A 24934-nucleotide genomic window follows, 5' to 3' on the forward strand; every position below is an offset into this window, starting at 1 on the left:
GTTGCGAAGAATACGGTAATACCTATAAAGATTATTAGTGAAATGTCTTCCATACACAGAGAACACCTTTCTTAGTTCCCTTAATAATTATCCCAATTTAACTTTAACATAATATACGAAGATAATATTATGATGGTTTTCAAACATTATCGACTGTGGCTTTCTCATTATTCATATAGCCTTCTATTAACTTCTCTTCTAATTTATTTAAATCGTTCTTAAGAAACTTATCGAATGCTTGTTTAACTTTTTCTAGCACTTCTTCATGACTCATTACGCCTTCATTAGAATATGTATAAAAATTCTTAGAGTAAATTGTGTGATGTTTACGTGTTAATTTTTTTCTGAAGACTTTAAATACCTTACTATGTTGAAGCGCAATATTAAGCATATCTGTCCTTACTTCATTTTCTCCTGGACCAATCAATAAAGTAACCCCTGTGAAATGACTATTATTCTTAATCTCAAACAGAAGGATTCTACCACTATCAGTCCAAGGGATTTCAGTATTATTTTTAGGCATAATACGTTCTAAATTTTTAGTTGTAAATCTGATATAACCTTTGCTACTTTGATCTAAGATTAGGTTTTCATGTTCAGGTATATATGTCTACAACATTTTAGAGATTTCACTTAATGTATCTGGTTTATATTCATAGATTAAATCCAATGCTCTCTTATGTTTGGCATAAATCTCACCACAAATTTTTTCTAATGCTTCGTCTCCCACGATATGCCTCCTTAAAATATCAATATACTGTTCAATAAAATCTACTGCTTGTGGATTCATCATTGCTTTTTTATTCACCATAGTTTCATCGATACATTCAATGATTTGGTTATAAGAGATATTGGACCATACCTCAACATTACTAGCTTCTTCACCGTGTGGTGTTAAGAATATAAATAATTTCTCATAACCACTATAGGATTGTTCCACCTTATCTTGATACTTCTTCAATTGATGCTTAGATTCTTTACTCCACATCTTGTTTTCAATCACAATAAGCGTTTGATTTTGTTCTGACACGACTAATAAATCAATGTTATTCCACTCTCGTAACACTTTCGCATCGTCAAAGTCATTTAATAATAACTTAAAGATTGTTTGTTGATCTTTTTTAGACTCTGAACATTCAATATAAGCTCGAATTAAACTTTTAATAAAGGCATCATCAAGCCCATGAATCTCATTTGGATTCAATAACCAAGCCAACATATTACTGTGACGTATTTCGGTGTTCACAACACCAAGTATTTCAAACAAATTAAACTGGTTGGAATACTTTTCAATTTCTTTTAAAGAATCAATGTCTTTCAGAAATTCCATTAATGCTTGTTCATCATTATTCATTCAGCTGCTCCTTGATGTTTTCTTTATCTATATTTAAAGCTTCTTTTAGTCAGCTATGCCATTTATAAGCACAACTTCTAATTTATTCATTTATTATATCATCAATACTTTCAATTTAAGTATCGCTTTTCCTAAGTTATTTAAGCGGATTTATCCACTTATTTCCATACATCTTAATAAAGAGAAACATCTACTTTATTAGTTATTTCAATTTAGCAACTCTAACTTTATTACATAAAACTAAAAAGTTCTCTATTTATTAAAAAAGTTCTATGAAAGGTTTGTTAAATAGATTATTCTATTAATAACAACGTTAAAGATGGGAGATAGTGTATTGAAAAAGATTTTTGTTAGTTTAGGAATTGTAGCACTTGTAGCTGCATTAGGCATTGCGATTGTCTTTGCGTATGGCAGTTATAAAGATTTGGAACTAAAAAAAGAAGAAACTAAAGTAGCTGAAGAAAAAGAGAAAAAAGCAAAAGAGAAACAAAAGAAAAAAGAACAAGAAGACAACGAAAATAACACTGAAGCAGTGAATAGTGAAGAAAGTAATACACAAGAAGCATATGACCAAACACAAAACGATACTACCGCTTCCCAAGCACCTCAAGCACCTGTAAAAGAAACTCAACCTGCACAAAATCAAAACAATAATAACCAAGCATCTTCTAAAAACACATCAGAATCACCAAGCAGCTCTTATGATCCAGATGCTGAGTATGCAAAACAAAAAGAAATGTATGAAAAAGCTGCCAGAGGAGAAATTCCTGAGCCAGGCGCAGACATTTCTGGTGACAATTCACAATTAATGGAACGTGATCCAAGTACGCTTACGAATGATGAAGTTGAACAAAGGGATAGAAGAACGAATGCGATGGAAGCGGAAAGTCAATAATCTAACGTAATACACATATAATAAGGGGAACTAACATATGAATAAGCTTTTAGTAATTTTATCCGTCGTATTAGTACTCGGAATCATAGGTGCTGTAGGTTTCTTTGGATACAACAAATATCAAGAAGTCGAATTAGAGAAAAAGAAATTAGAAGCACAATTAAAACAAGGTGAAGAAAATGATGAGTCAGAAGCTGAGTCTAATAACACTGAAAACATAGGTCAGTCAGACGAATCGACAAGTAATCAACAAGAAACACAAGTTACTGACGGAAGTGAAACTGTTAAAATTAGTGGCGGTTCAGGTAGTGGTACTGCTAATAAAGAAGAATTCTCTGATTTACAAGTGAACAGAGATAATGTCTTCGATTATCTAATCGCTGCCATTAATCAAAGTGAAGGCGGAGACGCTTCAAAAATTAAGTTTCAACAACCAGAACTAATTATGCAAGATGGCGGAATGTGGAAAATTCCTGCGAATAATAAATCAGGACATGGCTCTTATACTTTCATAGTTAATCAAAATGGTACAGTAGAATTTTGGGATGGCATGATGAATGATAAGTTCGATGAAATACATGTGACTTTACCTTAATAAACGAGGATTGAGTGTGATTGCTCAATCCTTTTTTATTTTACCTTCCTTGATTACAGCTAATGTATAAGTTTGACGTTATAAACTCTATGAATGAGAATAGATATGATTCAAAAGTGATAAAGAGATTGTTTTAAATGGCTAAAATAAGGAGGATTCATAATAAATGGGCGTTTTTGATGTAGATTATAATAAGATTAACATTTTGAAAGATATGCCTTATAAGGTCGAAATCACACATCATACATGGATTACCATGTCAGATGGCACAAAGCTTTCAGCTAAAATTTGGTCACCTGTTATGGAAGGTGTGAATAAAGGAACGGTATTAGAATATTTACCATACAGAAAAGATGATTTCACTGCTTTAAGAGATGAAATTAGGCATAAATACTTCGCAGGACATGGTTATACTGCGATCAGAGTAGATATTAGAGGTACTGGAGATTCAGAAGGTATCATTGAGGATGAGTATCCAAAAATCGAACAAGATGATGGTGTAGAAGTCATTGAATGGATTGCGAAACAACCTTGGTCTAATGGTTCTGTCGCGATGATTGGTAAATCATGGGGCGGTTTCAATGGTTTGCAGATTGCCGCAAGACAACCCGAAGCCTTAAAGACTATCATCACATTATGTTCGACAGATGACAGGTACGCAGATGATGTTCATTATCGCGGCGGCACAATGATGGCTTCAGACATGTTGTGGTGGGCGTCTACGATGTTTGCGTATAATGCTCGTCCTCCATTCCCTAAATTTGTCGGTGATAGATGGTATGATATGTGGCTAGATAGATTAGAAAATACACCGCCATTTGTAGAAAAATGGGTAGAACATCAAACAAGAGACAGTTACTGGAAACATGGTTCAGTCAATGAGAATTACTCTGATATTCAAACTCCAGTTCTTACAATGAGCGGATGGGCAGATGCATATCCAAACGCTGTCTTTCGTTTAATGAATAACTTAAATGTATCTAAAAAGGCCATTGTCGGTCCTTGGGCACACGAGTTCCCTGATCTTGCGATACCTGGCCCTCAAATAGGTTATCTTCAAGAAGTATTAGAATGGTTAGATAAATGGATGGGCTCAACTAAAGATACAACACATCAAGATGAATTCTTAGTATATCTTCAAGATTCAGTAGAACCTCAAACTTCTTATTCATACCGTGATGGTAAATGGTTAGATTTACTACAAGAACAAGTCAATTATCAAGATATCTTACATGATTTAGAAGGCTCAGTCAGATTATTAAACCGCCAACATCACGGCCTTTATTCAGGCGTCTTTTGTCCATTTGGTCAAGAAGGCGATCTACCGGATGATCAAACAATTGATAATGCTTTGGCTACAACAGTACTACTTAATCATCTCGATAACGATATCAATATCATTGGCATGCCTATCGCAAAATTACGTGTGAAATCAGATAAACCAAAAGCCAATATTCATGTCAGATTGTCAGATGTACATCCTAACGGTAAGAAGACTTTAATTACGAGAGGTCAATTCAACATCAATCATCATAAGAGTCATGAGTTCCCCGAAGCCTTACCTATTGATGAATATGTCGATGTCGAATTCCCACTGGATGTTATTGGTTATAACTTACCAAAAGGACATCAGTTAGAAGTTTCTATGTCACCAACCTATTGGCCTCAAGTTTGGCCTTCTGCAGAAATTGCAAACATAGATGTTGATTTAACGCATTCAAACATTGAAGTAACTTATGTGAATGATTTTAAAGCAGTTACTTTAAATTATCCACATTCAGAAACAGCAGAACCTTTAGAGAAAGAAGTTATCAGAGAAGGCAGTCGAACAAGAAATGTGATTAAGCAACTTACTGAGGATAAGTGGGTCTTAGCGGATTACTCAGATGAAGGCTTAAGAAACTTACCGCATTTAAATATTACGTATGGTACAGAAAACTATAATGACTTTGTGATTGTAGAAGATGATCCATTATCTGCTTATGTTAAATGTACATGGGATGTCATTGTTAAAGATGATGATATCGATACAAGAGTTGAAACAATCAGTGAGATGTGGTGTGATGAAACATACTTCTATCTCTACAATAAAGTCATTGCTTATAACAACGATGAACACTGCTTTGAAAAAGAATGGCACAAAAAATATAAACGAAACTTTGTATAAAATTAAGAGGGTGAGACAAGACGTCCCACCCTCTTTTTCTGGTTAAATACAAACAGTTCAATATGAACTTTTTAACTACTTACATCAAGCCTTTTAACATACCGTACCAATACATTCTTGGTAAGATATCTTTCTTCAAGATATACATACTTCTACGTTCTTTAGCTTGGTTAAATGGCATCGTTTCTCTTGGCTTTTTTATTATAGTCAAACTCAGCTAACATCATCGTATTATAACTTGTCACGATTGGACATGATGTATAACCATCATAATGATGTGTCAGCATTTCTTGATTCATTACTTGTAGTAAGTTATTCACAACAACTGGTGCTTGTTTTCTAATTGCGGCACCTGTTTTAGATGTTGGTGAGTTAGAAGCATCACCTAACGAAAAGACATTGTTGTATGTCTTGTGCTGCATTGTCGTAGGATCGATATCTACCCAACCTGCATCATCTGCTATCGCACTGTTTTTAACGACATCTAAAGGTCCCATGGGCGGTGTGACATGTAACATCTCATAATCTAATGTTTTAGTCTCACCTGTTTGTAAGTTTTCAAAAGTTGCTTTTCTTTGTTCGCCATCAATTGCGATTAAGTGGTGTTGATAATCTACGTTAATGTCTCTTTCTTCAACAATACGTTCTAAAGGCTTTTTATATTTATCCACTTCGAACATCGCAGGTTTTGCGGTCTCAAAGATAACATTCGCTTGATTGCGCATATTATGTTTTCTGAAGTAATCCTCAGCTAAAAACATAATTTTCATAGGTGCCCCACCACATTTAACCGCTGTATTCGGATGGGTGAATATCGCGTTGCCGCCTTTAAAATTAGACAATTGATTCCATGTTTCTTTCGCATATTGTGGTGCATAGTTAGAGCACACACCATTTTTACCGATATTTTCTTTAAGTCCTTTCACATCAGACCAATTCACTTGTAAGCCTGGACATACCACTAAATAGTCATAACTGACTTGTTTCTCATTATCTAGTTGGATGTGATTCTCTTTTGGATTAAATTGCTGAACAGCTTGTTTAATCCAATCAACACCCTTAGGCAGTACTTGTTTCATACTTTTACGTGTGGATTCTAATTTTGATGCCCCTGCGCCTACTAACGTCCATAAAGGTTGATAATAATGATCTGACGCAGGATCAACAATTGCGATTTGTCCTTTTAAATCTTTTCTCTGTCTTAAAAGTCGCGCTGCCACTGTGATACCAGCTGTACCGCCACCTATAATGACCACTTTATAATGTTGAGCCATCTTTACCACGTTCCTTTATTTTATGATTGATGACTGTTCTAGATCAACTTCTTAAAAATACCTACAGTGGTATATTAAAAGATACATCGAAATAAGTCAAATGCCCTTAGGGGTATTTATTTGTATATCAATGATGTATAAATAATAGATTCCATTTAATCCCCTTAAAAATAATCCTATTATATATTTTACCCTCACAGTTACACGAAACACTTAATAGACCCCGTATTTTTCATAAATTCTTTGTTTATAGTAAAAACTACATAACTGGCATCATTAAAAATAAAAAAACGACTATTCATTATTAAAACAATCGCTAATATTGTCTAATAAGTGAATAGTCGTTTATGACAAAACTCTTTATTTAATGTTCTTGATAACTTCCTGACGTAGTTTACCTCTTAATTCTGCCATCGTATTCAGGTTATACTTTTGATATTCTCCAGAAGCAATTCTAAAAGCATGTACACCTAATACTTCATTTTTACTGTTTAATACTGCCCCACCTGAAGATCCAGGTTCAGCCATCATCTGATAATAACCAATAGGATTCACATTACGTGCCAACATAGAGTATTTACCAGTTGAATGATACATCGTACCCATTGGATCATTTTTAAATTTTCCAGCCGGTAAACCATAATGATACATATGGATAGGTGTATTCGCTTTAATTTTCGTGATTGATGTTTCTGGTGCGATTTTACGTACGGTCATATATTTAGATAAATCTTCTTTTGTATACAATAACGCGACATCTCCATATTGAAGCATCTTAACGCCTGTAACGGTAACAGTACGCGCTACTTTCGAACCTTCTCGTAATAAATCTATTCTCAAGTTTTGTACTTTTGAAGGTGTCATCGGTTTACGTGCTTGTGAATCGTTGACCACATGATTCGCAGTTAGAATTGTGTGTTTTCCAATTGCGGTACCTGTGCCATAAGTCAGCTTTTTAGTCGTTGGATTGTAGTTAAACATCGTCGCAATATTAGCTGCTTTAGCTGTTGTATGATTAATCGTTACCCCTTTATTACCAGAGGCTTTCATAATTTTTAATGCATCATTGATACCTGAGGCATAGGTAGTCTGCCCGAAGTCTCGAACATTCTCACTACCAGGTATCCCTTTTGGCCAAAGTTTTGGTGCTTGATTATAGTAATTGCTTACTGGAGCTTTCGGCTTAGGCGCAACCTTCGGTACTGGCTTTGGAGCTGCTTTAGGTTTCGTTGTGACTACTACTGTTTTCTTTTTAACAGGTGCTTTCTTTACTGTTGTAGATAACAATTGAACTTTTCTCTTTGGCACTGCTGATGCTTTCTTTTTAGAAACAACTGGTGCCTTTTTCTTACTTACTGTTTTAGCTTTTGGTTTTGATTTAGTGTTTGCTTTTGGCTTTGCTTTTACTTTTTTAGATTTTGACACTACTTTTGATTTTTTAGTTACAGGTGCTTTTTTAGCAACTTTTTTAACAGCAGGTTTAGATTTTTTAACTGAGCTTGATAAGTGTTGTGGTTTGATACCTTTTGGACTCGTAAAAGTTGTTTTAGCCTTTGGTTGTTTAACGTTTGAAGGTACTGCTTTTATTGGTTTAACTGGTTGCGTTTTAACTGGAGCTGCTTTTTTTAATACTTTTAACTGGTGGCGATACTTTAGTATTCTGTTTTGTGATCACATTAGATGTTTTTTGAAGTGGTTTATTAGGTAAAATCGGAGGTGTTTGCACCGCTTCTGCTTTTACAACTTGAGGTTGTTTTAACTCTGTCTGTTGCTTTGGAATTACTGGAGAATTTGGAGCTTCAACGTTGTTTTGTGTAGAAAGTTGCGGCTCATTCTGTGAGAGGTTTGTAACTGGTTCATCGTTTACATTAGCTTCTGCTTTATCAGTTGTAACAGTTGCTCTCTGATCAACTTGTTTCTCGACCTCTTGATTCGTTTCTGATGCATATGCGTTGTTATTTTGAAACACTAACACGCAACCCATGAAGATTAAAATTAATAAAAAACTGTATACATATTTACCCATCGAGAATCCTTGATTCATCAGACCTCATCCCCTTATTTCTATCTATGAAATGGGCACACCCTTATTTCCTCATAAGCATATCCTTTTTAACTAGGTATAGCAATATATTTTTAAAGATTTAATTGACTATTTTTAGTAGTTAAAATAAGTCAGCGATATCGGGTGATAATTAATAAAAAATTCGATTGAGAGATAACCGTTAAGTTATCTCATCAACCGAATTTATGAGGTTTCTATTCATGATTATGAAATAGTAATTGAGTCATTATTTTATTTACAACGTCACTGCTTTGTCTCATGTCCTTTTTGATCTACTACGTAGTCTTGACGCGGCATCATTGATTCTAAGGCATGTCCTTCTATATCTACTTTTGGAAGAATACGTTTCAACCATTTTGGTAAGTACCATGATGCTTTACCAAATAACACTGTGAGGGCTGGAATAATCATTAATCTAACGACAAACGCATCAAACAGTACACCAAACGCTAAGGCAATACCCATTGTCTTAATCATGACATCTTCTTGCGTTACAAATGCCATGAATACACTGAACATAATCAGTGCAGCCGCTATGATAACTGGGCCACTTTCTTTAATACCTACTTTGATTGAATGCTTGTTGTCTTTTGTACGGCTATATTCTTCATGTACACGAGACATTAAGAACACTTCGTAGTCCATTGCTAAACCGAACAAGATACCAATAACAATAACAGGCAAGAAAGCAAGTACAGGTGCTGTTTCGTGTACACCAAACAGTTGATTTAAGAAGCCATCCTGCATAATAAAGGTTGTGAAACCAAGTGTAGCAGTTAGTGATAAAATGAATCCTAAAACTGCTTTTAACGGAATAAGTAATGAACGGAATACAACCATGAGTAAGATAAATGCGAGTGCCACAATGATACTAGCAAAGACAGGAATCGCATCATTTAATTTCTTAGACATATCGATATTAATCACGTTTTGTCCTGAAATTTCTGTATCAAAGCCATATTTACTTTTCGCTTTATCATGATAGTCTCTTAAGTCTTTTACTAATACATCTGTTTTTTCTGATTGCGGACCATGTTTAGGAATAATAGTCATTAATGCATAGTCATTACTCTTAGACATCATTGGAGGAGCTACAATACTTACATTTTTCATTCCATTGACGTCTTTCATCACTTGCTGTAAATCTTTTTGTAATTCTTCAGGTTGATCTTTTTTATTTTTGACATTGATTAACATCGGAATTTGTCCGTTGAAACCTTCACCGAACTTATCACTCATAATGTCATATGCTTTTTTCTCTGTTGCATGCGGTGGTTTCACACCATCATCTGGAATACCTAAACGCATATGCGTCACTGGAATAGATGCAGCACCTAAAAGTACGAGACCTAAAATCACTGCAATAATAGGTTTACCTACCACTAATTTAGACCAGAATGTATCTGCTGATTGATTCACTTTTTTCTTAGTTTTAGGTTGAATACGTTTATGGAAGACACTGATTAATGCTGGAACAAGTGTTAACGCACTAATCACCGCAAATAACACACTGATCGCAGACATATATCCCATAATACTTAAAAATCCAATACCTACTAAACCTAAACCACAAACTGCGATAATTACTGTAACACCTGCAAAGACAACTGCACCGCCAGCTGTACCAATTGCGAGACCAATCGCTTTAATTACGTCAGGTTCTTTTTTAATAATTTGACGATAGCGGAATAAAATAAAGAGTGCATAATCTATACCTACTGCGAGTCCTATCATCACTGCCAATGTCAACGTCACATTAGGAATTGCTGTGAAGTGCGTCAGCAATCCAATAATACCTACACTTGTTAAAAGTCCTAAGACTGCTGTCACAATCGGTAATCCTGCTGCGATAAATGAACCGAATGTAATTAACAATACAATGAATGCGACCGCAATACCGATTAATTCAGATGCGCCACCCATTTCAGTTGCGGCTGCCATCCCTGTTCCTGTTAATTCTGTTTGAATATGATGTTTATCTTTAAGTTCACTTACCTGATCTTTGACTTTATCAATGCTTTTCACATCCATCGCTGCAGCACTGACTTTATATTGAACATCAGCGAAAGCTGTTGTTTGATCCTCACTTATTTGTTGATTAGTATATGGATCTGTAACACTTTCTACATGTTTATCTTCTTTTTTAATATCATTTAAGGTTTTCTGAACATCTTTCATGACTTCAGGTTTCATAATTCCTTTTTTATCATCGGATTTCAGAACGACTCTAATACCAGCCTTTTCATTATCTACCTTAAATTCCTTTTCAATCTTTTGGTTTGTTTCTATAGACTTCATACCCGTCATCTTAATATCATTTTCAAATTGCGGGGGTTTAACTGCCATTGTAATTACTAATGCGGCTAAAACCGCAATCCATAAAACGATAGAGAGCCATTTATGTTTTGCTGTAAAAGTACCAATTTTATATAAAAATTTTGCCATATCATTTTCCCCCCAGTATAATATATAGTGTAGCTTAATCTACATAGTAGTTTTAACTACGCTATAAGTTTACCAAGCACTAAACAGCATTCATATCCTCAAACAAATAGCTATGTATGTATAAACTACATTTCGAAGTAAATGTTGTTTTTACTTCGAAAGACTTACACATAACAAAAAAGCTACAAACAACTTATGTTGTTCATAGCTAAATGGATATTCATCATTATTCTTATAACTTACTATATAACTGATTCAAAGCTGTAAGTAGTTCATTTTCAAATTTACCTTCTAAATATTCTACTTTAGTGTATAATTCTTTATTAGTATTGCTTAAATCAATATTCAAAGATTGATGCTCTATTTTTTCCATACTCTTATAACTATATTTTAATTTAAATGTTGATTCATAATCCATTGGTAAGATAATACATGTTGATGTTTGATTTGGCATAAACACTTTTTCTTTTTGTGCATTTAGAAATTTTCTTAAGTATTCAGGGATATCTTTTCCAATTATATTGATATCTTCAATTTTTGCTGGTGCATTTCCATAATTTTTAAGTACAATTTTTTTTACAAAATTACCCACATGATAACTTTCATAATGTACGCCGATATATCCTTTATTTTGTGTAATATAGGATTTCCTTGTGTATTTAGCTGTTATTATAGTTGCTATACAAGCAAAAACAGCAACTATAACAGAACATATCGAAATTATTATTTCATATTCCATTCCCATTCTCCTTATAACTTACACTTTCAAAATTCTCCTCTTCTTAAATAACCTAAACAAAGCTTACATTAAATCAATAAATCAGTTTTGTTTTTCAAATCTAGTCATTATCAAAATCAAATAAATAACTAAAATACATTTGGAGTAATCTAACTTTGATATTTCGATTAATCCATGAGCAATTTCATTTCTTAGATTAAAACCTGATTGCTCAATCATTACAAATTTAATCAATTTATGAATGTCTTTTCCTAAAGTCTCTTTAATATCTTCTCTGTTTAAAAATGTATTAAATGTTTCTTCGTGCTGTGTGTTTCCCTTTTTAATAGAAGTTGTAGGATAGCCGGCTTTAAAAAACATATTTCTAGTTATTGATTCAAATTGAGGAACTAAAATATGCACAGCACTTATATAATCCCCTTTTAAGAACCTTTCAATTCCACGTCTAATAAAAGGTGTATTTTTACTGTCCAATAATTCCCATCTACTTAATTTATCCATAAAATCTTCAGTAGAAATTTTGTTTTCTTTTATCATTTTTTCAAAAACAGTTTTAAGCTTTAATTCGAAATGTAAATATACATTTATTGTGTATTGGTTATTTAAATTTATATAATTTATTTTTTCTTCTGATGATGCTGACTCTACTTTTTTCCCTCCGCTTAATATACTTATTGGAATTAAAGACTGTAGTGGATATTCTTTTTTAAAATTATAAAATTGTTTTTCAATTTGTGAGATGTTTGGTATAAAATAATCGCTATATGCAATATTATCTAATGAATTTTGAATGTTGGAAGAAATTATACTTTCAACTGATTGATCAATATATTTTTTTAAAATCGAGATTGAAATTGGAATTTCTATTAAATTCATTTCGTCACTCTTTTCATATTCTTCATAATTTTTTTAATCCTAATCTTCATTTCATTAACTTTTTCTGTATTACCTATTTCCTTATAAAGTTTCATAGCCTTCTCTAAAAATCCTAATTTTACTAATAAACTCTTCTTTGCTCTGCCTTGTTGATATTCCGCTTCTAATTCATAAGTTTTTCCAATATCATTTTTCAATGCAATTATATTTATATTTTCAAATGGAATAATCTTAGAATATTCAATCAATTCTTCGACTAATTTTCGATAACCTTCATAGTTTTTATTTTCCCAATAATTATCAAGGTTTTCATTCAGTGTTCTTTTAAGTTTTACCATATCATATTGTGAAACAACTTCACTATATTTAGAAGTTAAAATTTCTCTTATAAGCTGAAAATGATTGAGTAAATAGCTACACTCTGTATTATTATCGCACTCATTTATTTGTTTATTCATTAGCTCAAAAGATTTTGCTAATTTTTCTTTGTTTCCCATTAAAAGTGATACTTGTACTAATCTAGCTAGTAATGAAAAATAATTACAAGTTTCATTATAGCGTTCAATTATTTCAATAAGAGCTGATAGTAGGGTATTTTGAAATTTCATATTTATTCATAATGGTTCTTTTATGTCCATATTCAAACAAATAATCAGAATATCTTAACTTCAAAAAGAGGTTATGAGTTTCTTCTAATCTCCTTTCATAATATTTAACTTGTGTTTCACTAAACTTTTTTACATCTGGCCATTTATTGTCATCATTATACTTATACAACGGTTCAAATCTAGTTTTATTCAGTTTTTCAAATAAAATTGGTGTGTTTTCAGTCAAAGAACAGATTTCAATTTCATATTGTGCATGTTTTGCTTTATCCTTTAGTTTTTCCTTTTCTGCCCAATATTTAATATCTTTAAACCCTTCAATAAATTCTGTGTAATATTTAGTAGTTTTAATTAATTCTACTTTTAAAATTTTCTCTTTATACTTATCCATAATTCACCACTTAAAGTTTAATTTAATAATAGCTCGTACTTCACTTATAATTTGCAGAAGGATATTGGCTAATAGTAAAGTTTTTACAAGAAATTTAAATTTGAGCAAAATTGTTCTAACTCATTGATTATTTGATCAATCTCTACTTCTATAATATTTTCATTTCTATTTGGTCTACTATTATCGTATCTAAAGGTATTATTTTTTAATTCAACTTTATCTATTTCGTGAGCAAGAGTATCTCTCAATCTAGTATGAGGCATTTCTGGCATTTCTATACTATAAAACTCTTTTACTAGTTTTTTTCTACCATTTCTTGTACGTATGTTATCACTTATATATTGTTGAATAATTTTTTCATATGTGCTATTTATTGAGCTTCCATCTCTTTCAGGTAAATTAGATAAAATTAATGAACTAACATAGCTCTCTGACAAAACAAAGATTGTTAACATCAACGATTTTTTTACTAGCTTATCCTCTTCAACTGAAATTTTATCTTTAACTTTATCTATTTCATTTTTATAATCATTAAGAGGTATGATTGACATAAAATAAAGTTCCTCATCCATCATTACTGATAACGGCCAATATTTAGATGATTCAGGTATAGCTGCATCATACTCACGTTGAGTTCCTTCTGGAATGCCATGTTTTTCAAATGTTTTTGCTATTGAATCCCTCAAAACATTTATTGTAGGAATTTGAATCTCATACTCAGTTATTGAGTTTATAAATTGTTCTATATTAAGTTCTTCATTGAATTCTTCGCCCTCCTTTTTAATAATAGCCTCATTGCAAATGTCTTCATATAATTCATCTTCACTCCCGTGTAAACTCTTTAAAATTTCAAAAAATTCAAACGGATCTGTAATATATCCAAACTGTATATTTATTCCTAATAAATTCAGTACTTCTTCAACTTGAAAATCATCATAGTCACTTAAACTAGGCCACTCTATATATCCCCCATACACAAAACCATCTTTATTTGAATCTATATCTTCATAAGGTTCCAAAATTTCTTTCAATTGTTCTAAAAAATGATTGTCCATCATTTACCTCCTTTTAAAATAATGATTTTTGTTATAATATAGATGTTCTAAAATTTCGTAGGTCGCCTTTTCCAATCTTGCTACAATCTTTATAACGCATAACTAATCACGCGCAGATTAGATTAATTACCTGTCAAAATCTTCTATCTTAATTTTTCCACTCGTCCTCAAATTTATCTAATGGAATATTTATAACATGACCTTTATTGCTTTTTTCTTTATTATTTTCATTTATATTCACAGTAAAACACAACAGTATAATCAGCTCTCTACATGTTCTAAATAGGTTCATCCCTAACTCATTTAATTCATCTGAAGTTATAGTATATGCTAATTTATCCCACTCATTAGAAGCTTCTTCTATAAAATTACTATCTAATACTTTTAAGTATCTATGCTCCATTATATTTCTTATATCATAAGTACGTCTTAATTTTAAATCTATATAACTTAAATCTTTAGATATAGGTGTCGCAAATAAGTCTTTATAGGTCCAATACATACCTTTTAGCCCAATATTATTTTTAAAAAATTTAGAAATCCCACTATATTTGCTATTCCATATACTTCTAAACGAAACTTTTCTATCTACTAGACCCAATTCGAAATACTTATTTAAAAAATAACCGATTCTGTCAAACAATGCATAAGCACTTCTATATGCATATTTTACTTTTTCTATGTTCAATCCATATTTAGGGTAATCTAACGTATTTACTAAATATACATTTTCATCAGAAAAATGATTTTTTTCACTATAAATTCCTTCATAAAGCATATACCTAGCAGAACAATACTCTTGTTTAATTTGATTAAATATTCCATAAAAAGATGAATAATCATCAATTGGAGATAATATGCTTGGTAAATGAAGAATGTCATACTTAGGTTTAGCTAAGTAATCAAGATCATTTAGTGTATTCAATGCTAAATTGTTTTTGGCTACCCAATTCCAGTAATCCTGATTATCATTATTTTTCATTAATTTATAATCATCTAAGCCATCTTCTTCTAATAAACTCTTTACACTATACTCTGTATCATAAGGATTAAAGTCATTAGTTGTATTAAGACTATTCATTTTATTATGGTAAAATTCTTTAGCACCAGGATGTACATCATCATCTCCATAAGTTAAAGCTATATTTAATAACTGATAGGAGTACTTATAGAGGAGTTCTTTATTATTTGTATAATCCAAGCATGCGTAATCAAAAATTTCTGTTCCTAAATTCCCAATTGCCATTCCAAACTGAGTAATTGCTAATTTTCTCATTTCATATATCGCAGTGGAGTATTTCCCTATAGCAGTAAGTAAATTACAATAATTCACATTTACACTAAGGTATATACCATTAAAATATGCACGTTCCGGTTCCTTTATATTATGATTATGCTCTTTTAAATAATCATTCATCAAAACAATTGATTTTCTAGCCAAAACCAAACATTTTTCAGTTAACTCTTCCCACTCTAAAGATTCAATGTTTTGATATTTTATTGTAATGTAATTACTTAAACTAGTAAAGCTAATATACAAATAATTTGCACATACCATTTTACATTCAACATAATCAATTGATAACTTTTCTGTTTCTTTACTAATATTAAATAATAAAATTGTATCTTTTTTATCTAAAGCTTCATCCGCATCACTCGCATAATTAAATAATTTACTATTTTCATACCATTTCATTTACGCTACCTCATAATTACTTTTTGTTACCTCATCACTTATGATACGCTTCAGCGTATCGGTTAAGAATGAGGTTTTTATAAAAATTAAATGCCAATTCTCAGGTGATGAGAATTGGCATTTAGTATTTATTCTATATTCTTCATTTTATCATAATCAATCTGAACTCCTCGAAGTTCTAAAGCTTCTTCTGCTACATAAAGTAATTCCTCAAAACTATGATTATCATCACTTAAATCTAGAATTCCTGATTCTAGAACCTTTTTATAATATAATTCTCCTCTTGAGAAAACATAACCCTTAGTATATAAAATTGCATCTTCAGATAAGTAATCATCATTTTCTACTAAGGGATCATACACTTTTAAAACAGATAGATTTTCAATCATGTTTGCTAGTGTGTTATGAAACTCAATAATATGATTTTCATTCAGCTGGGTAAGATATTTTATAAGAGACTGAGTATTATCTTCATCTAAATATTTACCAATAATATCCCAAAAATAATCCTCTTTCATAAAAGAAACTTTTTGTTCTCCTAAATTTGAAGATTCGTAGATGTCTTCTTGATCATTTAGTACTTTTTCAAATTCTTCGGGATGCATATTAGCTAACCATTCATAATAATTTGTCATAGATGTTAGTGTCTCATAAAAAGGTGAATTAATAGGCTTTATATTACTCACATCTAAATTGCCTAGTAATTTATATTTTTTTCATCTTGTTGAAAAGAATCTCCCCAGCAATGATAATTTATATCTCTAGTTCCCGATTTATTAATTGTAGATATCATTATCTCAGAATCTTCAAGCGAAGGATAGTTCTTAGAAAAATATTTGTTAATCATTACTAAAAATGTCTTATTTTTTCGATCCACATCTAGTACTACCATGCACCCGTAAAAGCCTCTAGGTAATTCTTCAATAATTACATCTCCAACTTTCAAATTTTGTATATTCAATTTCATTACTCCTCTTAATAGTGTCTCGGTCTAGGAAGTTTATGCTTGCCGGCCCTCATATTCAAACGACCTTTTCGATAATAGTGATTAACAGCTGCATGTTCTCACACTTTTGCTTTGACTCTAACTATTATATTTTTTAGGAGTTTTCTTTGCTAATCTAATTTTGAAACTAAATACTTTACATGATAAATTCCTACCTTCATATTCTTCATTCCAATCTTCTTGAAATAATAAATTAACTACGAAAGAAATTCCTCCAATCTTATGAGCCGTCGGAGAAATTATTAAATATATTAAATTCTATTTAATTAATCCCTTGTATAACCTTCTTTATCTTTGTTTAAAATCCAATTACCACCGTTCAGATAGCTCGCATAACTTAACCATGAAACATATGGGATCATCAATAATCCTGCTGTTTTTTCAAATTTGTAGAACTTATTAGCTGCAATATTACCTGCGGCTAGTAATACATAACTTTCAAGCAATGATATTTTTCTTAATTTTAAATTGAAATACAATAAAGACCATGCATAATTTAGGCCTAACTGAGTATAATGCACGCTTTTTAGTTCTTTTCTTTCTGCTTTATCTTCCGCTTTTTCATATGCTTTATCATATGCTATACCCATTGATGTATAAAGTATTGGCCATACAATAGGGAAAGTAATAGCTGGTGGTGAATATGGTGGTTTTTTATATTGTTTATAATCATCTTGGGCTTTAGCTGTCAGTCTTCCTATAATTAATCCCCCTGCAAGTGGTAATACTCTTCTCGTTATCTTTTTCAAATCAGTCATCATGTTTTCCCCCTCATTTTTAATATATCGTTAATCCATAAAATTCTTTTATAAATATTTATTTATAAATTTACTTTTTTAAAAACTTAGTTTTACTTTACATTAGTTTAATTCATACTTAATATTCTGAAAAAGTACTATATTTAAATTTCGTATTTGTTGTTATTGATGGTTGTAATATCTAAAAATCATAAAACGCTTTACAGATTAAACAGTGGCAGTAACTCCACCATCAATCACAAATCCTGATCCTGTAGAGTCATTAAGTATACACCATATTAGGATTTGTGATCTTAATTATTCAATTTATTTAGCTGTAACTGAATTCCTTCAAATTGGCTTAAGACGTATGTATCATGTGAAATAATGATTAATTGTGTCATCTTTAAGGAAATTAACATTTGAAGTATATCTTCTTCATTAATGATATCTAAATTGGTTGTTGCTTCATCCAATATGAGGATTTCTGGTTCTAATATTAAAGCTTTAGCTATCCATACCCGTTGAAATTGACCACCACTTAACGTTGAAACTTTTTGATTAAGTATATTGTATGGTAAGTTACACTGATCAAGTACTGTTTCAATGCTTGATGTATAACGCTGTTTATCAATCTTGTAATTCTTAAGTGGTTCTAATAGTGTAGCTAATACCGTTTTACGTTGATTCAAGGTATCGCGTTGATATTGTGGTACATATTGGATGTGCTTCGTCCACTCTTTAGATGTATAAGATTCACGTAAGTACCCATTAAGATACAATTTGCCCTGATAATCCGTATCTAAGCCAGCGATAATCTTGGCTAACGTAGATTTACCACAACCACTCTCACCACTTATGAGTAAGTGTTGGTCATTAATTGTACATGATATCTCTTTAAATATTAGTTTCGTATCTATATATTTGGTTAATCTCTCTATTTTAAGCATAAGGTTGTCTCCGATGTGCAATCGTAATTAATTTTTTCGTGTAACTATATGTCGGCTTAGTTAAGATTGACTCTGCCTCACCACTTTCTATCAATTGACCTTGCTGCATAATGCTAATATGCGTGGCAAAACCTTTCACTAAGTTAATATCGTGTGTGATAAAAACGATGGTCATTTGGTAGCGTTCTTGTGCCTTAAGAAGGTAATGCATAAACTTTTTAACATTTCCTTGATCAAGTGCACTCGTCGGTTCATCTAAAAATAAGTATTCCGGACGTCTAATTAATGACATTATAAAGGCGACACGTTGTGCCATACCTCCACTAAGTTCAAAGGGATAACGCTCAAGTAAATGTTCTCCTTGTCTTAAACCAAGTAATTGCATCATCTGTAAGACGTCTTCCTTAATACACTGTTTAGTCAGATGTGTGCGATTGGCTTCATAAATGTATTTGAAATGCTTAGCTAATGTTATATTTTGAAACATATTACTTTGAACATCTTGAAACATTGCATCTGTTTTAGTTAAATCGATGTCAATATCTCCTTGATAACATAATTGTGGTCGTTTCATTCCAAGTATCGTTCTTGTTAACAATGATTTCCCACTGCCACTTTCACCTATAATGCAATGAAATGCACCTTTAGTTACTGTCAAATCAACATCTTTTAACAATACTTTTTCTTGATCTAAAATCGATAATTGATTGACGTTGACTACCGTATTTACTGCGTTATTTTTTTGTTGATGATTTGACATAATAAGGCGAAACCTCCTAACAATACACCAGGAAAGAAGAAGAGCCACGGTGCACCGTTGAAATAACTTTTCCCATCAAAAAGAATTGTTCCTAACTCAGGCGTCGGCGGTTTAATACCTAGTCCTAGAAAGGCAAGACCAGATATGCTGAGCATCATTTTGCCAAAGTCAGCCGTTACCAAAGCGAATATATTACTCAATAAATGTGGAATCACATGTGTTACTGTCGTTTTGAATGTTGAGTTCCCACTCAATCGTGCATATTGAACAAATGGACGTTTTTGAATATCTCGCGTTAAATTTCTGAAGTAACGTAAATAACGTCCTATCCATCCAATCGTTAAAGCAAGTATCAAACCTATCATGGAGTTACTTACTAAACTTAAAATGACTAATGCGATAATAAATGACGGAATAGCCAACAACATATCGGCAACAAACATAATGATTTGATCTAACCATCGTCTTTCTATGCCTGCAATTAAGCCAAAGATAAGTCCCATACAAACACTTAATAGAATCACTATACCTGTTAAACTCAATGTGACAAGACTACCGACAATCAGTCTTACTAAGAAGTCTCTGCCTAATTGATCGGTACCCAACCAATGTTGTCCATTAGGTGACTCAAGTGGGTTCAAATGTTGCGTGTCTTGCATTAAACCATACGTCACTAATACAACTATCAAACTTAATAGTGAACCTATTGCGATGTACGTTTGATATCTTTTCATCACATCGCACCTCTTTTCTCATTACCTGACTGCTGGGTATGACGTCGTCGAAGTCTAGGTTCATTCTTCAAGATAATCACATCGCCTAAATAATTCATTAGCATAATAAAGACGATGATAAAGATGACAATGCCCTGAATTAGTGGATAATCTCGTTGGTTAATAGCATTAATCAACAATTTACCTATTCCAGACATGCTGAAGATGACTTCAAGTATTACGGCTTTTCCAATTAAATGAATGACACTGTTAATTGAAATGGTCATTAGTGGTGCAAATATCTCTTTAATTTGTACGATGATACGCGCTTTTAACGAGAAATGTCTTAACTGCGCAAGTTGATACGCATCTTGATCTAACGTTTGCGCCATCAAATGTGCTGTCATCAATAAGATATGACACCCTTCTATAACAACAATTGTGAAGATTGGCAGCACAAAGTGTTGCCATGAATCACTACCTACAAATGGTAACAATTGCCAACGTACGCCTAAATAATAAATGAATAAAATAGCTAACCAGTATTCCGGCATTGAGGTCATCACTTGGGCGAATCCACGAATTCCATTAGCGTAACGTGTATGCGGACGCGTCCCAACGAAGTAACCAACAATATAGCCAAATGGCAACATGATACAACTAGAGACAATGATTAGCACAAGCGTTGGCATGATAGCTTCCATTATCATAGCGGTAACCGCTTCGTTGGTACTAAAGCTGTATCCTAAGTTGCCCGTAAGTGCATGTCCAACCCAATCGATATATCTTAGTAACACATGTTGTCCTAAGCCAAGTTTATGTTGTGCCGCTTCAATATTGTCTTGCGTAATCGACGTATAACCATGACGTTGTAGATACAGAATCGCTGGATTACCAGATGTCTTCTCAACTAAAATGAAGATAATAAACGAACTTACGGTTAAATAAAGCATGAATTTAATTGTACGTTTGAGCATTGTTATTCATTAACTTTCAACGCTTTATAATCAATTGGTGCATCCGTAAGTCCAGAGAATTTGAATTGTTTTACTTTATCACTCACTACAAATGTCTCATTAGGATAAGCAATTGGCACACCATAATATTGTTGATTAAAGTGTTTAAATATGTCATCAAACGAACGCTGTTGGTCTTCTTTTGATACAGTTGATGGGAAATCGTCTAGCTGTTTCGTTAATGTTTCATCATCAGCTAACACCCCTGGTTGACCATCATTATTTTTAAACACTGAACTCATAAAGTTGTAAGGCATTAATGCATCTGAATACGTTCTATAGAAAATCAAATCATAGTCTTTTTTCGTCCATAATGTATCATAGTATGATTGTGAATCTAACGTCTTCACATTTAACTTAATACCGGCTTGTTTAAGCTGGCGTTGCACTTTTTCTGCTTTATCTTTCCAACTTGGGAACTCTGCAGTTTGAATGACTAAGTTAAATGATAAAGGTTTGCCATTCTTTTCAAAGATGCCGTCATCGTTTTTATGATAGCCTTCTGATTTAAGTAACCTTTCAGCCGCTTTCATATCATAATCGTGTGGCTGTTGATTATCTTTAGTCACAAATTGTACGTTCTTCTGGAACAGACCATTTACAGATTTACCCGCAATATCTTTCGCATCGATGCTCTTACTTATCGCTTCACGAATTGCGCGATGATTTAATACATCATTTTTAGGGTTAAATGCCATAAAGTGACTTACTGTGCTAGGTCTATCTTCAATCGTTAAGTTCTTATTTTTCTTATCTTGTTTGATTTGTTCATCTGAGAGCATTCCTAAAGCACCACCAGAAATATCTACAGAACCACTTTGTACTGCAGAATTTCTTGAGTCCCCATCTTCAATCGTTTGGAATGCAAGATGATAATTGACTGGGTGACCGTTGTCGAAATATTTATTTGGCTTCATTGTCGTTTTTTCTTTCCCAGTTTTATCAACAACAAATGCACCTGTTCCAATCGCTTTTTCAAATTTACCGTTTACTTTACCATTTTCTACTGAATGTGGACTCATTATACGCAACGGTCTCACTTGTGTTAATTCATTTAACACTTGATTTGATGGAGATTTCAATCTAATTTGGACCACGTGATCATTTTTAACAACGACCTTATCTAATTTTTTTAACGTTTCTACAGTCGTATCTTTATTCATCGCTTTCGCACGATCAATCGAAAATTTCACGGCCTTAGCATCTAATGCTGAACCATCTGAGAATTTAACGTTCTTTTTCAAATGGAATTCATAAACTTTCCCTGATTCATCAACGCGCCATTTATCTGCTAAACCTGCTTTAACGCCCTTATCTTTGTCGTATTTAACTAATGCATCATACACTGCACTATAAACGGGCATCGCTGCATCATAGCCTTGCGCGTCAAGTTTATCCGCCTTTGCTTCAGTAGGTAGCGATACCGTAACATCTTTATCTTCTTTTTGACCATTACCACAACCTGCTAATAAGAGCGTAGCACTTGCTGCTACCGTCATTAATATACGTTTCTTCATTTCTCAGTACCTTCTTTCACTATTGCTTTGATTAAAAATGATTCTTCATATAATGTTTGTAAATAATCATTCGGTGATAAATAAAAATCGCTATAATGTGTTAAATCAATCACGTCAGGTACAGGCTCTTTCATTACTGCAACTTCAAATCCTGCATCCACAAAGCTATCAACGATATGTTTTAGAGAGTGATTCTGAGACGGTGTGGCACCATATTGATTAATCGTGTCATCCATAAACTGACGACTCGGGTTATTAGTTAAATCCGCGAATGAAGCGTAATAAACGCCACCTGGTTTCAATACCTCTTTTAAATCTTTCGCATGTTGCGGAATATCCTCTATTAAGTACAAGACAGACGTACTTACAGCCGTATCAAATATGTGCTTCGTTTCTTGTGGTTTATCTGTTAAATAGTATGTAAGTGGACGTTGTCCTTTTAATGTCTCTGCCTTTTCCAAAGATAAACGTGCTAAATCGATGCCAACACCTTCTTTAAACGGTGTTGTATCGTATAATTGTCGTAAAAATCCGCCTTGATTACATCCCACATCTAAAATCGTTTTCCCTTCGATGTCAGATGTATCAAGCATTTCTATCGTTCTCTCCCAAGCTTCTTGATGGTCTCGTGCCATATCATCATCTGATTCTTGACCTTTTTGCCACCAAACGTCATAACTATCAGTCATTTCATTTTTCTCCTTACTTTAAATCGTAATTATTACGTTTTAAATAATACTATACTCTATCATTTTACACAATAAACTTTTTAACTCATAGCTTATTACTTAGTTTTATTACATTTATGTATATCTGTAAGAAAAATGATATAAACTATAAGTCTATAGTAGTCAAAACACTTCAGACCATTAAAATTATGAATAATGATAGCTATTAAATTGATACTTGAGTGAATGATGCTTTACCAAAAAGTTTTCGACTAACATTGGTATTATCAAAAAATCTATAAAAGCTGTAAATTTACTAAATTAATTGAGTAATTGAATAACAGAATAACAAGTGTTAATAAAATAATCATAATTGTTAATAGATAAATAAACATCAAACGTCTTAATAAGATTGAAACGTTTTTTACTTACTTTTTGATTTATCTCCAGGATTAGTCATTTTTTCTTATCTACTTATTTATAGTTTATTGTATATTTAAGGAAAAATAGAAAGGAATTTAAAAATGTTTAAAGTTAATAAAGATGAAAAGCAGCTAGTTAAAGCAGTAGTTCAATTACTTAATATAGCTTCTGAAAATTTAGAATTTAACGAAGAAGTATTCATTAGCTCAAACCAAATGCTAAGTGAGCCATTTATCACTAATAAAATAAGCATTGAAATAAAAGATGATTTCAAACATGTTATCAATCACTATGGCGCACACGCTGGTTCTGTCTTAATACTTAACCGATTATTCGACGCTTTATATAAATTTTTGAAATATAATTACGATCAAGAAATGCTAGATGAACAATTCGAACAGGTAAAAGAAGAAATCGTAAGATATTAATATCGCTAAAATAAGAGACTACTTTATTGATTATCATGCTCATACAGTCTCTGAACGATCACTGGCTGATAAAGCGATTGAAGTCATTACGCAATTTGTAGCACAAAACCGTGGTAAGTTTTCTGATGATACAGCATTAAAGAATATGATTGAGAACTATGGACTAATTGCCTTAAAAGATGATTATATCGAAGTCAAAATCATTGCATCTGTATTTAAAAATATGTTGATAGAGAATCATTTCCAAGATGTCAACAATGTCGTGAATGCACTAAGGGATAAAGGATTTATCGAATCTGACCATGATCGAATTACAACAAAAAGAACAGTCAAAGATGACAATGGCAAAAAAAAGTCACTTGTCTTTTACCATTTAAAGCTAGATTCAAAATATACATCTATTTTTGGTCTAGCTAAAGATGTTGAACCTATTAAAGCTGAAATTAACTTGGATAACAAAAAGATGCTTGAATCATGGAAAAAACAGAATGATGATTTAATTGATTTTAATAACTTAAAGATGAAATTGTACAGGAGTGAATAAAATGGATGAGTTAAT

General features: G+C 32.2%; 24 protein-coding genes and 2 pseudogenes. 5 read left to right on the top strand and 21 right to left on the bottom strand.

The features are described 5' to 3' along the window. Positions 1 to 139: 139 nt before the first annotated feature. Complete coding sequence (locus tag HMPREF3270_RS14300; protein ID WP_256324384.1) at positions 140 to 523, bottom strand: hypothetical protein; 384 nt, start codon at positions 521 to 523, stop codon at positions 140 to 142. Between the two features lie 87 nt (positions 524 to 610). Next, a complete protein-coding gene (locus HMPREF3270_RS14305) occupies positions 611 to 1354 on the bottom strand; it encodes a PDDEXK-like family protein (RefSeq protein ID WP_256324385.1) in 744 nt (247 codons plus the stop codon). 334 nt (positions 1355 to 1688) lie between these two features. Between HMPREF3270_RS14305 and HMPREF3270_RS14090 the strand changes: the two genes are divergently transcribed. From HMPREF3270_RS14090 to HMPREF3270_RS12620, 3 genes are all read left to right on the top strand, one after another. Next, positions 1689 to 2249, top strand: coding sequence for a hypothetical protein (locus HMPREF3270_RS14090; RefSeq protein WP_070849285.1), 561 nt, complete (start codon positions 1689 to 1691; stop codon positions 2247 to 2249). A gap of 37 nt (positions 2250 to 2286) precedes the next feature. Next, positions 2287 to 2844 (top strand): hypothetical protein, encoded by a 558-nt coding sequence (locus HMPREF3270_RS14310; RefSeq protein WP_234427236.1) that lies wholly within the window; start codon positions 2287 to 2289, stop codon positions 2842 to 2844. 166 nt (positions 2845 to 3010) lie between these two features. Next, positions 3011 to 5011, top strand: coding sequence for a CocE/NonD family hydrolase (locus tag HMPREF3270_RS12620; RefSeq protein ID WP_070849288.1), 2001 nt, complete (start codon positions 3011 to 3013; stop codon positions 5009 to 5011). A 79-nt stretch (positions 5012 to 5090) separates the two neighbouring features. On the opposite strand, the pseudogene HMPREF3270_RS12625 reads toward HMPREF3270_RS12620, so the two are convergent. The 19 genes and pseudogenes from HMPREF3270_RS12625 to HMPREF3270_RS12705 form a co-directional block, all read right to left on the bottom strand. After that, a pseudogene (locus HMPREF3270_RS12625) lies at positions 5091 to 6285 on the bottom strand (FAD/NAD(P)-binding oxidoreductase). Between the two features lie 360 nt (positions 6286 to 6645). Then, a complete protein-coding gene (locus HMPREF3270_RS14315; protein WP_070849291.1) occupies positions 6646 to 7710 on the bottom strand; it encodes a trypsin-like serine peptidase in 1065 nt (354 codons plus the stop codon). A 181-nt stretch (positions 7711 to 7891) separates the two neighbouring features. Then, a complete protein-coding gene (locus tag HMPREF3270_RS14320) occupies positions 7892 to 8329 on the bottom strand; it encodes a hypothetical protein (RefSeq protein WP_070849294.1) in 438 nt (145 codons plus the stop codon). A gap of 264 nt (positions 8330 to 8593) precedes the next feature. Further along, a complete protein-coding gene (locus HMPREF3270_RS12640; RefSeq protein ID WP_083326850.1) occupies positions 8594 to 10795 on the bottom strand; it encodes an MMPL family transporter in 2202 nt (733 codons plus the stop codon). Between the two features lie 232 nt (positions 10796 to 11027). Continuing rightward, positions 11028 to 11534: a hypothetical protein gene (locus HMPREF3270_RS12645; protein ID WP_070849298.1), complete on the bottom strand. Its 507-nt coding sequence runs from the start codon at positions 11532 to 11534 to the stop codon at positions 11028 to 11030. An 81-nt stretch (positions 11535 to 11615) separates the two neighbouring features. Next, a complete protein-coding gene (locus HMPREF3270_RS14325; protein WP_256324386.1) occupies positions 11616 to 12410 on the bottom strand; it encodes a DUF4209 domain-containing protein in 795 nt (264 codons plus the stop codon). After that, positions 12407 to 13018, bottom strand: coding sequence for a hypothetical protein (locus tag HMPREF3270_RS14330; RefSeq protein WP_256324387.1), 612 nt, complete (start codon positions 13016 to 13018; stop codon positions 12407 to 12409). The genes HMPREF3270_RS14325 and HMPREF3270_RS14330 overlap by 4 nt, the downstream gene beginning before the upstream one ends. Continuing rightward, positions 12981 to 13406, bottom strand: a complete 426-nt coding sequence (locus tag HMPREF3270_RS14335) for a hypothetical protein (RefSeq protein WP_256324388.1) — start codon at positions 13404 to 13406, stop codon at positions 12981 to 12983. Before HMPREF3270_RS14335 ends, HMPREF3270_RS14330 begins: the two co-directional genes overlap by 38 nt. An 83-nt stretch (positions 13407 to 13489) precedes the next feature. Next, positions 13490 to 14461: a hypothetical protein gene (locus HMPREF3270_RS14340; RefSeq protein WP_256324389.1), complete on the bottom strand. Its 972-nt coding sequence runs from the start codon at positions 14459 to 14461 to the stop codon at positions 13490 to 13492. A gap of 148 nt (positions 14462 to 14609) precedes the next feature. After that, on the bottom strand, positions 14610 to 16157 hold the full coding sequence (locus HMPREF3270_RS12660) for an LA2681 family HEPN domain-containing protein (protein ID WP_070849301.1): 1548 nt from the start codon (positions 16155 to 16157) through the stop codon (positions 14610 to 14612). 128 nt (positions 16158 to 16285) lie between these two features. Beyond that, positions 16286 to 16843, bottom strand: a complete 558-nt coding sequence (locus HMPREF3270_RS12665; protein ID WP_218117701.1) for a DUF4240 domain-containing protein — start codon at positions 16841 to 16843, stop codon at positions 16286 to 16288. Positions 16844 to 16854: 11 nt separating this feature from the next. Beyond that, positions 16855 to 17118, bottom strand: coding sequence for a hypothetical protein (locus HMPREF3270_RS12670; RefSeq protein WP_141763158.1), 264 nt, complete (start codon positions 17116 to 17118; stop codon positions 16855 to 16857). A gap of 311 nt (positions 17119 to 17429) precedes the next feature. Next, a complete protein-coding gene (locus HMPREF3270_RS12675) occupies positions 17430 to 17921 on the bottom strand; it encodes a TspO/MBR family protein (RefSeq protein ID WP_083326851.1) in 492 nt (163 codons plus the stop codon). Positions 17922 to 18214: 293 nt separating this feature from the next. Continuing rightward, entirely contained in the window at positions 18215 to 18850 is a 636-nt protein-coding gene (locus HMPREF3270_RS12680) for an ATP-binding cassette domain-containing protein (RefSeq protein ID WP_070849313.1), read from the bottom strand. Continuing rightward, on the bottom strand, positions 18843 to 19610 hold the full coding sequence (locus HMPREF3270_RS12685) for an ATP-binding cassette domain-containing protein (protein ID WP_070849315.1): 768 nt from the start codon (positions 19608 to 19610) through the stop codon (positions 18843 to 18845). The genes HMPREF3270_RS12680 and HMPREF3270_RS12685 overlap by 8 nt, the downstream gene beginning before the upstream one ends. After that, the gene (locus tag HMPREF3270_RS12690) at positions 19577 to 20344 is read right to left on the bottom strand and encodes an ABC transporter permease (protein ID WP_070849319.1); all 768 of its coding nucleotides are present in this window, start codon (positions 20342 to 20344) and stop codon (positions 19577 to 19579) included. Before HMPREF3270_RS12690 ends, HMPREF3270_RS12685 begins: the two co-directional genes overlap by 34 nt. Beyond that, positions 20344 to 21300 (bottom strand): ABC transporter permease, encoded by a 957-nt coding sequence (locus tag HMPREF3270_RS12695; RefSeq protein WP_070849322.1) that lies wholly within the window; start codon positions 21298 to 21300, stop codon positions 20344 to 20346. Before HMPREF3270_RS12695 ends, HMPREF3270_RS12690 begins: the two co-directional genes overlap by 1 nt. A 2-nt stretch (positions 21301 to 21302) precedes the next feature. Next, complete coding sequence (locus HMPREF3270_RS12700; protein WP_070849324.1) at positions 21303 to 22856, bottom strand: ABC transporter substrate-binding protein; 1554 nt, start codon at positions 22854 to 22856, stop codon at positions 21303 to 21305. Continuing rightward, on the bottom strand, positions 22853 to 23545 hold the full coding sequence (locus tag HMPREF3270_RS12705; RefSeq protein ID WP_070849327.1) for a class I SAM-dependent methyltransferase: 693 nt from the start codon (positions 23543 to 23545) through the stop codon (positions 22853 to 22855). Before HMPREF3270_RS12705 ends, HMPREF3270_RS12700 begins: the two co-directional genes overlap by 4 nt. 503 nt (positions 23546 to 24048) lie before the next feature. On the opposite strand from HMPREF3270_RS12705, the gene HMPREF3270_RS12710 reads away from it, so the two are divergent. Both HMPREF3270_RS12710 and HMPREF3270_RS12715 read left to right on the top strand, forming a co-directional pair. Continuing rightward, positions 24049 to 24375 (top strand): hypothetical protein, encoded by a 327-nt coding sequence (locus HMPREF3270_RS12710; protein WP_070849331.1) that lies wholly within the window; start codon positions 24049 to 24051, stop codon positions 24373 to 24375. Continuing rightward, positions 24368 to 24919: pseudogene (locus tag HMPREF3270_RS12715) on the top strand (hypothetical protein); the annotation flags it as partial. The gene HMPREF3270_RS12710 and the pseudogene HMPREF3270_RS12715, both read left to right, overlap by 8 nt. Positions 24920 to 24934 lie beyond the last annotated feature (15 nt).

This window comes from Staphylococcus sp. HMSC65H10 (genome assembly GCF_001839185.1).
Classification (GTDB): domain Bacteria; phylum Bacillota; class Bacilli; order Staphylococcales; family Staphylococcaceae; genus Staphylococcus; species Staphylococcus simulans.